The organism is Pseudomonas sp. HN2-3, from assembly GCF_020691745.1.
In the GTDB taxonomy this organism is placed as follows: domain Bacteria; phylum Pseudomonadota; class Gammaproteobacteria; order Pseudomonadales; family Pseudomonadaceae; genus Aquipseudomonas; species Aquipseudomonas capeferrum.
Genome location: NZ_CP085704.1, coordinates 3953537 through 3967352, shown reverse-complemented (window position 1 = coordinate 3967352; position 13816 = coordinate 3953537). Strand labels below are relative to the sequence as shown.

The window sequence follows — 13816 nt, the reverse complement described above, 5'->3', positions numbered from 1 at the left end:
TCAGTTGGCCTCGGCCGGGGTGGCGTCGCTGACAGCCGGGGTCACGCCGGGCTTGATCCACCAGGTGTCGATGCCGATGTCGTACTTGGGCGACACCTTGGGGTGGCCGATGTGGTTCCAGTAGGCCACGCGCCAGGTCTTGATGTGCCAGTTGGGGATCACGTAGTAGCCCCACAGCAGTACCCGGTCGAGTGCGCGCGCATGGTTGATCAGGCTCTGGCGTGATTCGGCATTGATCAACTGCTCTACCAACTGGTCGATGGCCGGGTCGCGCAGGCCGATGAAGTTGCGGCTGCCAGGGTTGTCGGCAGCGGCACTGGACCAGAACTCGCGCTGTTCGTTGCCCGGCGAATTGGACTGCGGGTAACCCCCGACGATCATGTCGAAGTCGCGAGAGCGCAGGCGGGTGATGTACTGCGAAACGTCGACCCGGCGGATGTTCAGGTCAATGCCCAGGTCGGCGAGGTTACGCTTGAACGGCAGCAGGATGCGCTCGAACTCGGTCTGGGCCAGCAGAAACTCGATGGACACCGGCTTGCCGTCCTTGTCGACCATCTTGTCGTCGACGATCTTCCAGCCGGCGTCCTGAAGCAGCTTGTAGGCCTGGCGCTGCTGTTCGCGGATCATGCCGCTGGCGTCGGTGACCGGGTTGTGGAAAGCCTCGCTGAAGACTTGCTCGGGCACTTTGCCGCGCAGCGGTTCGAGAATTTTCAGCTCGTCAGGCGTGGGCACGCCCCGGGCGGCCATGTCGGAGTTTTCGAAGTAGCTGCCGGTGCGGGTGTAGGCACCGTTGAACAGCTGCTTGTTGGTCCACTCGAAGTCCAGCAGCAGGCTTAGCGCCTGGCGCACGCGGATGTCCTGGAACACCGGTTTGCGCAGGTTGAAAATGAAGCCCTGCATGCCGGTGGGGTTGCCGTTGGGCAGCTCTTCCTTGATCAGGCGGCCATCGCGGACCGCCGGGACGTTGTAGGCGGTGGCCCAGTTTTTTGCGCTGACCTCCAGCGCATAGTCGAACGCCCCGGCCTTCAATGCCTCCAGTGCGACGGCCGTGTCGCGGTAGGAGTCGAAGGTCATGGCATCGAAGTTGAACTGGCCGCGGTTGATCGGCAGGTCCTTGGCCCAGTAGTCCTTGACCCGCTCGTAGCGGATGGTGCGCCCGGCCTTGACCTCGGCGACCTTGTACGGGCCGCTGCCCAGGGGGATTTCCAGGTTGCCGCGGTTGAACTCGCGGCTTTCGTACCAGTGCTTGGGCAGTACCGGCAGTTGGCCCAGAATCAGCGGCAGTTCGCGGTTGTTCTGGTGCTTGAACTTGAACAGCACCCGTAGCGGGTCTTCGGCGACCACTTCGGCGACGTCGCCGTAGTATTGGCGGTACAGCGGTGCGCCGTCCTTGATCAGGGCGTTGAAGGTGAACACCACATCCTCAGCGCGCATCGGGTGGCCGTCATGGAAGCGCGCTTCGGGGCGCAGGTAGAAGCGTACCCAGCTGTTGTCCTGGGCCTTTTCGATCTTGCCGGCGACCAGGCCGTATTCGGTGAACGGCTCGTCCAGGCTCTGGCGCATCAACGTGTCGTAGATGACGCTGATGTTCTCGGCCGACACGCCCTTGTTGATGAACGGGTTGAGGCTGTCGAAGCCACCGAAGCTGGACTGGCGGAAGGTGCCGCCCTTGGGGGCATCCGGGTTGACGTAGTCGAAGTGCTGGAAGTTGGCCGGGTACTTGGGCGCCTCGTCGTAGAGCGTAAGCGCGTGTTGCGGCGCGGCCAGGGCCGGAAGGCTCAGGCAGGCCAGCAGCAGGCTGCCGGCCAGCCGGCGCAGGCGGTGCGTTGGCATCATTGGGCTTTCTCCGAAGTCTTGATCCACCAGCTGTTCAGCCCCAGGGTATAGGGCGGCGTGGTGACAAAGGCGAACCGGTTGCGGTAGGCCAGGCGGTGATTGTCGAGGTACCAGTTGGGGATCATGTAGTACTGCCATGAAAGCACGCGGTCCAGGGCGCGGGCGGCGGCCACCTGGTCATCGCGGGTGCGCGCGGCGAGCAAGGTGTCGAGCAGGTGGTCGACCACCGGGTCCTTGACCCCAGCATAGTTCTTGCTGCCTTTGGTCGAGGCCTGGCTTGAGTGAAAGTACAGCCACTGTTCGAGGCCGGGGCTCAAGGTCTGGTTCAGGGTCATCAGAATCATGTCGAAATCGAACTGGTCCAGGCGTTGTTTGTACTGGGCGCGGTCCACGGTACGCAAGCGTGCGTCGATACCGATGCTGGACAGATTTTCGACATAAGGTTGCAGGATGCGTTCGAGGTTGGGGTTAACCAGCAGCAACTCCAGGCGCAGTTGCTGGCCTTTGCTGTCCACCAGGCGCTGGCCGTTCAGCTTCCAGCCGGCTTCGCCAAGCAGGCTCAGGGCCTCGCGCAGGGTCTGGCGGTTGATGCCGCGGCCGTCGGTCTGGCTGACCTTGTAGGGTTCGCTGAACAGTTTTTCCGGCAACTGGTCACGGAACGGTGCCAGCAACAGCCACTCCTTGCCGGTGGGCAGGCCGGTGGCGGCGAATTCGCTGTTGGGGTAATAGCTGGTCGAGCGGCGGTAGGCGCTGCTGAACAGGGCGCGGTTGGTCCACTCGAAGTCGAGCATCAGCCCCAGCGCCTGGCGCACTCGGGGGTCGCTGAAGGCAACCCTGCGGCTGTTCATGAACAGGCCTTGGGTCTGGGTTGGGATGCGGTGCGGGATCTGTGCCTTGATCACATCGCCACGGCGTACCGCCGGGAAGTTGTAGCCATTGGCCCAGTTCTTTGCCTGGTGCTCGATGTAGATGTCGAACTCACCGGCCTTGAACGCCTCGAACGCCACGGTGGCGTCGCGGTAGAACTCGTACTCGACCCGGTTGAAGTTGTACTTGCCGCGGTTGACCGCAAGGTCCTTGCCCCAGTAGTTCTTTACCCGCTCGAACACCAGGCGGCGCCCGGGCAACACCTGGGTGATGCGATAGGGCCCACTGCCCAGCGGCGGCTCGAAGGTGGTGGCCTTGAAGTCGCGGCCTTGCCAGTAGTGCTTGGGCAACACCGGCATTTCACCCAGGCGCAGGATCAGCAGCGGGTTGCCGGCACGCTTGAAGACAAAGCGAATACGCAGGGGGCCGAGGATGTCCACCCGCTGCACTTCTTGCAGGTTGGTGCGGTAGATGGGGTGGCCATCCTTGAGCAGCGTGCGATAGGAGAACGCCACGTCCGCCGCGGTGATCGGGCGGCCGTCATGGAAGCGTGCCTGCGGGCGCAGGTTGAACACCACCCAGCTGCGGTCTTCGCTGTACTCCACCGAGCGCGCGATCAGGCCGTAGCTGGAGGTGGGTTCGTCGCCCGAGGGGTCGTACTGCCCGGTGCCGATCATCAGCGGTTCGTTCAGTTCGCTGATGCCGTACTGCTGGAAGTTCGGCGTGGTAATCGGGCTCGAACCCTTGAAGGTGTAAGGGTTGAGCGTGTCGAAGGTACCGAATGCCATGGCCCGCAAGGTGCCGCCTTTGGGCGCTTGCGGGTTGACCCAGTCGAAGTGGGTGAATGTGGCTGGGTACTTGAGCATGCCGAACTGCGCGTATCCGTGGCTTTCGCTCACCATCGCGACGGCGGGAAAGCTCAAGGCCAGGCTGAGTGACAGCAGGAGGGGACGTATCAAGTCGGCATCCGATCCAGAGGCGTTGGGCTTTGATCGAGTACAGTAACAGCTTGGTGGGGTTGGAAAAAGAGAGGTTTTGAAGGCGGTTGATCGTTTGAGGAAAGCTAAACCTGCAGGAGCGGCCTTGCGTCGCGAAAGGGCCGCAAAGCGGCCCCTGGCATTACATCAGTGAGAGAGGTAAACGGTCAGCGTCTGCCCTGGCTTGAGCGCATGCCCGCTGCGCGGGTTCCAGCGCTTGAGGTGTTTCATTTCGACATTGAAACGCTTGGCCACCAGGTACAGCGAGTCACCCTTGCGTACTTTGTACTGGGTCGAGCGTTTCGAGGACGCCGCCACCCGGTTACCGGCGGCACTCGGCGCATTTCCGCCGCGCAGAGCCAGTACCTGGCCGGCCCGGAGGCTGTTGCCGGACATACGGTTCCAGCGCTTGATGTCCCTGACCGATACGCGGTTCGCCTTGGCAATGCTGCCCAGGTTGTCGCCACGCTTGACCCGGTAGCTGCGCGCTGCCACTGGGGCCTTGGCTTCGGCCACGGCGCGGGCGAACACGGCCTTGTTCGGCTGCAGGCTGATCAACTGCTCAGGCTTGAGGTTGGACAGGCTGGCGGACAGCAGTTGCGCCTTGGCGGTGGGCACCAGCAATTGCTGGGGGCCGTCTACAGTCATGCGCTTCTTGAAGGCCGGGTTGAGCTGGATCAGCTCGTCTTCGTCGATGTCGGCGAACGCCGCAACGCGCGAAAGGTCGAGGCGATCATTGATGGCGACCGCCTCGAAGTAGGGTTCGTTGGCAATCGGGTTCAAGTTGACGCCATAGGCATCCGGAGTGGACACCACCTGCGACAGGGCCAGCAGTTTAGGCACGTAGTCGCGGGTTTCCTGCGGCAGGGGCAGGTTCCAGTAATCGGTTGGCAGGCCGAGCTTTTCGTTGCGTTCGATGGCGCGGCTGACCGTGCCTTCACCGGCATTGTAGGCGGCCAGGGCCAGCAACCAGTCGCCGTTGAACATGTCGTGCAGGCGGCTCAGGTAGTCCAGCGCGGCGTTGGTCGAGGCGGTCACGTCGCGACGGCCGTCATAGAAGTTGGTTTGGCGCAGGTTGAAGTGGCGGCCGGTGGACGGGATGAACTGCCACATGCCTGCCGCATGGGCGCGCGAGTAGGCCATCGGGTTGTAGGCGCTTTCGATGGCTGGCAGCAGCGCCAGCTCCAGCGGCATATCGCGTTCTTCGAGGCGCTCGACGATGTAGTGCAGGTAGAGGCTGCCGCGCTCGCCGGCGCTTTCGATGAAGCGCGGGTTGCTGGCGAACCACAGGCGCTGCTGCTCGATGCGCGGGTTGACGTCGATGCTGTCCTGCAGGGTGAAGCCCTGGCGCATGCGCTCCCACACGTCCTGCGGCACCTGCTCGGCCGGCTTGATCAGTAGCGGGGCCGGCTTGTGCTTGATCCGCGCCTGATAGTTGTGCGCGCGAACGCTATCGGATTCGTCGAGCTGACGGGTGCTCTGGCAGCCCACCAACGTGGCGGCCAGGGCCAGCGCACTGATTTGGGCCAGACGCGTCAGGGCGACGGAATGAGAGGTTCTGCGGCTACGGGAAGACATCGGCTGGGACAGGTATCCGGGCGAAAAATTTCGGCGATTCTAGAAACCGCTACCGGCCTGGTCAACCTTTGACCCTCACTTGCGATATATCTTGAGGTTATCAGAAGGTGTCCTTCCAAGACCTCAAGGCAGCAAAAACAGCGACATGCGTGGTGTTTGAATGTCCCTTCCATTCGTCTGCTTTTTGTTTAACGGATGTTTCAGTCGTGCGAATAAAGGGGTTGGTAAGCCGTTCCAGGCCAATCGTTGATGGCAATGTGATGCGATTGTCGGCGCGTAGCCGGGTAACCTCGTCGAAGCGCTGCAGAACGTGCGGGTTTTGTGGCTCCACTGCCTTGGCAAAGCGCAGGTTGCTCAGCGTGTATTCGTGGGCGCAATACACCTCAGTGTGCGCCGGCAGGGCGGCCAGGCGCTGCAGGGAAGGGTGCATCTGTTCGGCAGTGCCTTCGAACATGCGCCCGCAACCGGCGGCGAACAGCGTGTCGCCACTGAACAGCAAGGGTGTGGCTGGTTGCGCTGAGTAAAAGGCGATATGCCCCAGTGTATGGCCAGGTACGCCGATGACCTGGAACGCCAAGCCCAGCACGCTGATTTCATCGCCGTCTGCCAGTGCGGCGTCGCGGGCGGGAATCTGCTCGTTGGCCGGGCCGTAGACCTTGGCGCCGGTCAATTGCTTGAGCCGTTCGACACCGCCGACATGGTCGTTGTGATGGTGGGTCACGAGGATATCGCTCAATATCCAGTCGGGGTTGGCCGCCAGCCAACGTTCCACTGGGCCGGCGTCGCCGGGGTCGACCACCGCGCAACGGCGTTTGGCAGTATCCTGTAACAACCAGATGTAGTTGTCGGAGAAAGCGGGGAGAGCATCGATCTGTATCATGGTGCGGATCCGTATCGCCAAGCGTGGGACATGAGGGCATCTTAGCCGCGATGGCGTGGCACGAGAACCTTCGAGGGAGAACGCAATGACCGACCAAGCCTTTGCCCAGGCCGACCCCGATTGGGTCGAGCTGATCAGCCTGGCCCGTGAGTGGTTCAATGGCCCGCTCGGCCAGTTGATGCTCAAAGAAGAGGAAAAACTGCTGGAAGAAGAGCTGGGGCGCTTCTTTGGCGGTTACCTGGTGCACTATGGGCCCTGTGCCGAAGCGCCGCCCAGCGCGCCCCAGGTGCAGCGCAACGTGCGCCTCGGGGCACCCTTGCCGGGCGTGGAAATCGTCTGTGAAGAGCAGGCCTGGCCATTGAGCGAGCATGCTGCCGACGTGGTGGTGCTGCAGCATGGCCTGGACTTCAGCCTCACCCCCCATGGCTTGTTGCGCGAGGCCGCCAGCGCCGTTCGCCCGGGTGGGCACCTGCTGATTGTCGGCATTAACCCCTGGAGCAGTTGGGGCATGCGCCACCTGTTCAGCCATGGCGCCCTGCGCAAGGCCCGCTGCATCTCGCCTTCGCGGGTTGGCGACTGGCTCAACCTGCTCGGCTTCGCGCTGGAGAAACGCCGCTTCGGGTGCTATCGTCCGCCGCTTGCCTCGCCGGCCTGGCAGCAACGCCTGGCAGGCTGGGAGCGGGTGGCGGGCGGCTGGCAAATTTCCGGCGGCGGCGTGTACCTGCTGGTGGCGCGCAAGATGGTGGTCGGCCTGCGGCCGTTGCGCCTGGAACGCCGCGAGCCCATGGGCAAACTGCTGCCGCTGCCGCTGGCCAAGGTCAACCGTACGGTGGCCAATCCTGATACTGAAAAGCACTGAACAAGAGTGGTACATGAGCGATAGCGTCGAAATGTTTACCGATGGCGCCTGCAAGGGCAACCCTGGCCCTGGCGGCTGGGGCGTGCTGATGATCTACAAGGGCGTCGAGAAGGAACTGTGGGGCGGCGAACGCGAGACCACCAACAACCGCATGGAGCTGATGGCCGCGATCCAGGGCCTGATGTCGCTCAAGCGTGAATGCGAGGTAGTGCTGACCACCGACTCGCAGTACGTGATGAAAGGCATCAACGAATGGATGGTCAACTGGAAGAAACGGGGCTGGAAGACTGCAGCCAAGGAGCCGGTGAAAAACGCCGACCTCTGGCAGTTGCTCGACGAACAGGTCAACCGGCACAAGGTGAGCTGGAAGTGGGTGCGCGGCCACATCGGCCACCCGGGCAACGAACGGGCCGACCAGCTGGCCAACCGCGGGGTCGATGAGGTGCGCGCCCAGCGTTGAGCTGGGGTACAATCGCGTCCTTTGTAACTGATGCAAGTTGGAGCCCCCGCGTGGAGCAGCAGCAAGATAAACGCCTGGTCATTCTCGATACCGAAACCACCGGCATGCCGGTCAGCGAAGGCCATCGCATCATCGAGATCGGCTGTGTCGAGGTCATGGGCCGTCGCCTGACCGGGCGGCATTTCCACGTCTACCTGCAACCGGATCGCGAGAGTGACGAGGGCGCCATCGGCGTTCACGGCATCACCGACAGCTTCCTGATCGGCAAGCCGCGCTTCGCCGAGGTTGCGGATGAATTCTTCGAGTTCATCCAGGGCGCCACGCTGGTCATCCACAACGCGGCGTTCGACGTTGGCTTCATCAACAACGAGTTCGCCCTGCTGGGCCAGCACGACCGCGCCGACCTTGCGCAGCATTGCACCATCCTCGATACCCTGTTGCTGGCGCGTTCCCGTCACCCGGGGCAGCGCAACAGCCTCGACGCGTTGTGCAAACGCTACGACATCGACAACTCGGGCCGTGAGCTGCACGGCGCACTGCTCGACTCGGAACTGCTGGCCGACGTTTACCTGGCAATGACCGGCGGCCAGACCAGCCTGTCGCTGGCCGGGCAAGGTGCTGACGGCGACAGTGACGGGCAGGGCGGTGGCGGCAGCGAGATCCGCCGTATTACCGGCCGTGCACCTGGGCGGGTGATCATGGCCAGTGCCGAAGAGCTGGAAGCGCATGCCGAACGGCTGGCGGCGATCGCCAAATCGGCGGGGGCGCCGGCGATGTGGCAGGCGTTGAGCGAAGCCCCTGCACCTTGACCATGCGCCCTTTGTAGGAGCGGCCTTGCCGGGGCGCCGGACCGGTCGGAAAGGGGCGCGTAGCGGCCCCGGCAATCTCTGCAGCGACACAGAACCTGGGGCCGCTACGCGACCCTTTCGCGACACAAGGCCGCTCCTACAACTACCCTGAAAAGGACACCCCGTCCTGCAGAGGTAGCTGCCTGATGTACAAGGACCTCAAGTTCCCCATCCTCATCGTCCACCGTGCGATCAAGGCCGACAGTGTTGCCGGTGACCGCATCCGGGGTATCGCCGAGGAGTTGCGCCAGGACGGCTTTGCCATCCTGGCCGCAGCGGACCACGCCGAAGCGCGCCTGGTCGCGGCCACCCACCACGGCCTGGCCTGCATGCTGATCGCCGCCGAGGGCGTGGGCGAGAGCACTCACCTGCTACAGAACATGGCCGAGCTGATTCGCCTGGCCCGTTTGCGCGCACCTGACCTGCCGATTTTTGCGTTGGGCGAACAGGTCACCCTGGAGAACGCCCCCGCCGAGGTCATGAGCGAGCTGAACCAGTTGCGCGGCATTCTCTATCTGTTCGAAGACACCGTGCCGTTTCTTGCGCGCCAGGTGGCACGCGCCGCCCACAGCTACCTTGACGGCCTGCTGCCGCCGTTTTTCAAAGCCTTGGTGCAACACACCGCGCAATCCAACTACTCCTGGCACACACCGGGGCACGGCGGCGGTGTGGCCTACCACAAGAGCCCGGTGGGCCAGGCCTTTCACCAGTTTTTTGGCGAAAACACCCTGCGTTCGGACTTGTCCGTTTCAGTGCCGGAGCTGGGTTCGCTGCTCGACCACACCGGCCCCTTGGCCCAGGCAGAGGCCAGGGCTGCACGCAACTTCGGCGCCGACCACACGTTTTTCGTGATCAACGGCACCTCCACTGCCAACAAGATCGTCTGGCACGCCATGGTCGGCCGTGATGACCTGGTGCTGGTGGACCGCAACTGCCACAAATCGGTGGTCCACGCGATCATCATGACCGGGGCCATTCCCATTTACCTGTGCCCCGAGCGCAACGAGCTGGGCATCATCGGCCCGATACCCCTCAGTGAGTTCAGCCCTGCATCGATCCAGGCGAAGGTCCAGGCCAACCCCCTGGCGCGTGATCGCGGGCAGCGGATCAAGCTGGCAGTGGTCACCAATTCCACCTACGACGGCCTGTGCTACCACGCCGGGATGATCAAGCAGACGCTGGGGGCCAGTGTCGAGGTGCTGCACTTTGACGAGGCCTGGTTCGCCTACGCGGCGTTTCACGAGTTCTTCGAAGGGCGCTATGCCATGGGCACGGCCTGCGCTGCTGACAGCCCGCTGGTGTTCAGCACCCACTCCACGCACAAGCTGTTGGCGGCCTTCAGCCAGGCGTCGATGATCCATGTGCAGGAGGGTGCCAGCCGCCAGCTGGACCGTGACCGCTTCAACGAAGCGTTCATGATGCACATCTCGACGTCGCCGCAGTACAGCATCCTAGCGTCACTGGACGTGGCCTCGACCATGATGGAGGGGCCGGCCGGGCGCTCGCTGTTGCAGGAAATGTTCGACGAGGCGTTGAGCTTTCGCCGGGCGCTGGCCAACCTGCGCAAGCATATTGCCGCTGCCGACTGGTGGTTCAGCATCTGGCAACCGCCAGCGGCAGAGGGCATACAGCACCTTGCCGCGCAGGACTGGCAGCTTCAGCCGGGGGCTGAGTGGCATGGTTTTGGTGAAGTGGCGGGCAACTACGTGTTGCTCGACCCGCTGAAGGTGACCTTGGTCATGCCCGGCTTGAGCGCAGGGGGTGTGTTGGGCGAGCAGGGTATTCCGGCGGCGGTGGTCAGCAAGTTTCTATGGGAGCGCGGCCTGGTGGTGGAAAAAACCGGCCTGTACAGCTTCCTGGTGCTGTTCTCCATGGGCATCACCAAGGGCAAGTGGAGCACCTTGCTGACAGAGCTACTGGAGTTCAAACGCCACTATGACGGCAATACCCGGTTGAGCGCTTGCCTGCCGAGTGTGGTGGCAGCGGACACTTCACGTTATCAAGGCATGGGGTTGCGCGAGCTGTGTGACCAGCTTCACGAGTGCTACCGCGCCAATGCCACGGCCAAGCAGCTCAAACGGTTGTTCACAAGCTTGCCGGAGGTTGCCGTCAGCCCGGCACGGGCCTATGACCAGATGGTATGCGGCGAAGTGGAGGCGGTGCCGATCGAAGCCCTGCTTGGCCGTGTCGCAGCGGTGATGCTGGTGCCCTATCCGCCCGGCATTCCATTGATCATGCCGGGAGAGCGGTTCACCGAAGCGACCCGCTCGATACTCGACTACCTGGCGTTTGCCCGAGCTTTCAACGATGGCTTCCCGGGTTTCGTTGCCGACGTGCATGGCCTGCAGAACGAAAGCGGTCGCTACACCGTGGACTGCATCAAGGAATGCGAATGATCTCGACGCCGGTCTGTGCCAGCTCGAAACGGTTTTCGCCCAGGTGGTTGACGCGGTCGCCGATTGCCAGGCGGTAGGTGGTGATCGGTGCGCCCAGCGCGCTGCCGTCGACCTGGAGGGTGGACTCCTGGAACTCGTGGACGGGGTAGATGCGGCCTTCGGCGTCACGGGCGTGGAATTGGCCGACCATTACTGCTGCCATTTGGGTGAAAACCTCTGAATTACGTAGGAAATATCTGCAAACATAGACCGTACAAGATACCCGGAAGTTTTCCCCTCGTGGAAAAAAAACCAAAGCGGCGAGAAACGGTCATCTATAACTACAACGTCTCTTAGCCAGCAAAGGTTGGAAATCGCCATGAGCCAGGTGTATTCGGTAGCGGTCGTCGTCGGCAGCTTGCGCAAGGATTCCTACAACCGCAAGGTAGCCCGCGCACTTTCGGAGCTGGCGCCGTCCAGCCTTGCCTTGAAGATCGTCGAGATTGGTGACCTGCCCCTGTATAACGAGGACGTCGAGGCCAACGCACCTGAGCCCTGGCAGCGCTTTCGCGAGCAGATCCGCGGCAGTGATGCGGTGCTGTTCGTCACGCCGGAGTACAACCGTTCGGTGCCGGGTTGCTTGAAAAATGCCATCGACGTCGGCTCGCGGCCCTATGGTCAAAGCGCCTGGAGCGGCAAACCGGCTGCGGTGGTGAGTGTGTCGCCGGGGGCGATTGGCGGTTTTGGCGCCAACCATGCCGTGCGCCAGTCGCTGGTGTTTCTCGACATGCCCTGCATGCAGATGCCTGAGGCGTACCTCGGTGGCGCGGCCAACCTGTTCGAGGATTCGGGCAAGCTCAACGACAAGACCCGGCCGTTTCTGCAGGCCTTTATCGACAAGTTCGCCTCGTGGGTGAAGTTGAACAGGGCGGTTTGAGGGTGACGGCAATGGGCCGCGCAGCGGCCCCGGCCGTTTATCGGAAGCTGTAGGACACCCCTGCATAGACCGCAAACCCTTCGCCCGGCGTCGACCGGGCGATGTCCTGCCCGCCATCGTTGTAGCCCGGCGTCACTGTCGCGGCATAGCGCTTGTTGGTCAGGTTGCGCAGGTCCAGCCAGGTCTGCCAGTCCTGTTTCGGTGAGTCCCAACCCAGGCGTGCCCCCAGCAAGGCATAGGCATCGGCGTGGTAACTGTTGGCATAGTCGACCTGCACCTTGGAGGCCATCTGCGTATTGACCCCGGCATAGAACCCGCTCGGCCAGTCGTAGCGCAACTCGGCCTGGTAGTAATGCATGGGGATGCCAGGCAAGCGGTTGTCAGCGAAGGTGTCGTCGTCGCGGTAGCGGAAGTCACTGAAGGTGTAGGCCTGGCGCAGGCTCAGCTTGCCCCTGCCGGCTTGCTCCCACATGGTGCTGTCCAGGCCCGCCTCGACACCTTGGTGTACGGTGGCGCTGGCATTGTATTCTTTGGCCGGCAGGCCCTGCACGATTTCCACGGCCAGCAGTTCGTGGCGCACTTGCGAGTAATACCACGCCAGGTCCCAGCGCCCCAGCGCAGAGTCGCCGCGTGCGCCCAGTTCAAGCGTGGTGGCTGTCTGGTTCTGCATTTCGACAGGTTGTGTCGCCGCCGTGGCGCTCCAGATCAGCGACCACGGGTGCGGTGGCTCGACGGACCGGCTCAGGTTGCCATAGACCTGCAGGTGCGGGTTGATGTCATAGCGCAGGCCCAGGCGCGGCGCGTAGTCCCAGTCGTGCTGGCTGACCTTGCCGCCGGTGGCAGGGTAGCTGACGTCACTTTCACGTCGGGTATAGATCATCGCCAGGCCCGTGGTCAGCCACAAATCAGGGATCAGCTCCAGATCGTTGCCGACATGCAGCACGGTATCCGAGCCCTGGTAGCTGAAGTCGCGGCTACGCGCGCCGAAGTTGTCACCGCTGGTGCGGGCAAATTGCGAGGCACCGCTGTTGGGCAGGTGTTTGGTGGTCCGCCAGCCCACGGTGGTCTTGCTCTCGTGGCCCAGCAGGGTATCGCGGCGCAGGTAGTTCAGGGTGCCGCTGACATCGGTGTAGGCGACCTTGAGGCGCATCGGGCCTTCGCGCAGGTCCATCGGGAAGTCGTGATAGACCAGCCCGGCTTCTACCCGGGCATCGCCCTCAAGGTAGAAGGTGGTCTTGTTGGCCACCCAGGTGCTGCCCGGTTGCGGCCGGCTGTCGTCGCGGGCCAGGTACGCCGCGTTGGCGGCACGCGGGTCGTGCTTGATCTGGTCCTTGGTCAGGCGCCCGGCCAGGTCGTTCTCGGTTTCGCGATAACGCAGGTAAAAACGTGTTTCAAGGTTCGGGTTGAACCGGTAGCCGACATTGGCGGCGATACCCTTGGCGCTGCCACTGCTGTGCGCCTGATAGCCGTCGTATTCCGAGTCGGTCAGCGCCACGTAGTAATCGAGGTTGCCCAGCACCTGGCCAGAACTGATGTGCCGATGTTGGTAGCCGCGGCTACCAACCTCGTAGCGCGCCTGCAGTGGCGCGGCATCGTAACCGGTGTGGGTGACATAGTTGATGGCACCCCCCAGGGCCAGGGCGCCCTGATCGAAACCGTTGGCCCCGCGCAATACCTCGGCGCGGCTCAGCCATAGCGGCTCGAACAGTTCATAAGGGGTGCCGCCGGGGCCGGTCAGCGGCAAGCCGTCGAACATCGTGTAGACCCCGGAGCCGTGCGCCCCCGGAGCGCGGTTGATGCCCGAACCACGGATCGACAGCTTGATGCCATCATTGCCCGCCGACTGGGCGAACACCCCAGGCTGGTAGGCCAGCACATCCTGATTGCTGGCGACCCGGCCTTGCCCCACGCGGTTCATGTCCACCAGATTGCTGGCGCCAGGGATTTCCCGCAGGTGCTCGGCGGCGGCCTCCAGCTCGGTCTGTTGCTGATCTTCGATCAACACTTGGTCGAGTTCGACGCGGCCTGTGGCCTGGGTGGCGCTGGAGGCCAACAGGGCCAGCAAGGAGAGGGGGAGGGTAGGGCGCATGGCAAGGGCTTCCAGATCGATAAGCGGGAATCTGACGCTGCAAGTGTCAGACGAAGCACAGCTTTCGTTCTGTAGCCCTGAAAAAGAACAACCCCGCCGAGGCGGGGTTG

Annotated in this window: 11 protein-coding genes; 5 read left to right on the top strand and 6 right to left on the bottom strand. The window is 63.1% G+C overall.

Features of this window, described 5'->3' with window-relative positions:
* The 4 genes from LJX93_RS17990 to gloB form a co-directional block, all read right to left on the bottom strand.
* Positions 1-1836, bottom strand: a complete 1836-nt coding sequence (locus tag LJX93_RS17990) for an extracellular solute-binding protein (RefSeq protein ID WP_227696256.1) — start codon at positions 1834-1836, stop codon at positions 1-3.
* Positions 1833-3662, bottom strand: a complete 1830-nt coding sequence (locus tag LJX93_RS17985; RefSeq protein WP_033699214.1) for an extracellular solute-binding protein — start codon at positions 3660-3662, stop codon at positions 1833-1835. The genes LJX93_RS17990 and LJX93_RS17985 overlap by 4 nt, the downstream gene beginning before the upstream one ends.
* Before the next feature lie 165 nt (positions 3663-3827).
* Positions 3828-5258, bottom strand: a complete 1431-nt coding sequence (locus LJX93_RS17980) for a lytic transglycosylase domain-containing protein (RefSeq protein ID WP_033699211.1) — start codon at positions 5256-5258, stop codon at positions 3828-3830.
* A 100-nt stretch (positions 5259-5358) separates the two neighbouring features.
* Positions 5359-6138 (bottom strand): hydroxyacylglutathione hydrolase, encoded by a 780-nt coding sequence (gene gloB, locus LJX93_RS17975; RefSeq protein ID WP_033699209.1) that lies wholly within the window; start codon positions 6136-6138, stop codon positions 5359-5361.
* Between the two features lie 85 nt (positions 6139-6223).
* Between gloB and LJX93_RS17970 the strand changes: the two genes are divergently transcribed.
* The 4 genes from LJX93_RS17970 to LJX93_RS17955 all read left to right on the top strand — a co-directional run bounded on the left by LJX93_RS17970 (position 6224) and on the right by LJX93_RS17955 (position 10701).
* On the top strand, positions 6224-6997 hold the full coding sequence (locus LJX93_RS17970; RefSeq protein ID WP_033699207.1) for a class I SAM-dependent methyltransferase: 774 nt from the start codon (positions 6224-6226) through the stop codon (positions 6995-6997).
* 13 nt (positions 6998-7010) lie between these two features.
* A complete protein-coding gene (rnhA, locus tag LJX93_RS17965; protein WP_033699205.1) occupies positions 7011-7457 on the top strand; it encodes a ribonuclease HI in 447 nt (148 codons plus the stop codon).
* A gap of 50 nt (positions 7458-7507) precedes the next feature.
* Positions 7508-8266, top strand: a complete 759-nt coding sequence (gene dnaQ, locus LJX93_RS17960) for a DNA polymerase III subunit epsilon (protein WP_033699203.1) — start codon at positions 7508-7510, stop codon at positions 8264-8266.
* A gap of 185 nt (positions 8267-8451) precedes the next feature.
* Positions 8452-10701: an Orn/Lys/Arg decarboxylase N-terminal domain-containing protein gene (locus tag LJX93_RS17955; protein WP_047581237.1), complete on the top strand. Its 2250-nt coding sequence runs from the start codon at positions 8452-8454 to the stop codon at positions 10699-10701.
* Here the strand turns inward: LJX93_RS17955 and LJX93_RS17950 are convergent.
* Positions 10685-10903, bottom strand: a complete 219-nt coding sequence (locus LJX93_RS17950; RefSeq protein ID WP_033699199.1) for a hypothetical protein — start codon at positions 10901-10903, stop codon at positions 10685-10687. The two genes, LJX93_RS17955 and LJX93_RS17950, sit on opposite strands and share 17 nt — an antisense overlap.
* A 156-nt stretch (positions 10904-11059) precedes the next feature.
* Here LJX93_RS17950 and LJX93_RS17945 point away from each other — a divergent pair, with 156 nt between their 5' ends.
* Entirely contained in the window at positions 11060-11617 is a 558-nt protein-coding gene (locus LJX93_RS17945) for an NADPH-dependent FMN reductase (RefSeq protein WP_033699197.1), read from the top strand.
* 37 nt (positions 11618-11654) lie between these two features.
* Here the strand turns inward: LJX93_RS17945 and LJX93_RS17940 are convergent, their stop codons facing one another.
* Entirely contained in the window at positions 11655-13706 is a 2052-nt protein-coding gene (locus LJX93_RS17940; RefSeq protein WP_227696255.1) for a TonB-dependent receptor family protein, read from the bottom strand.
* Positions 13707-13816: the final 110 nt, after the last annotated feature.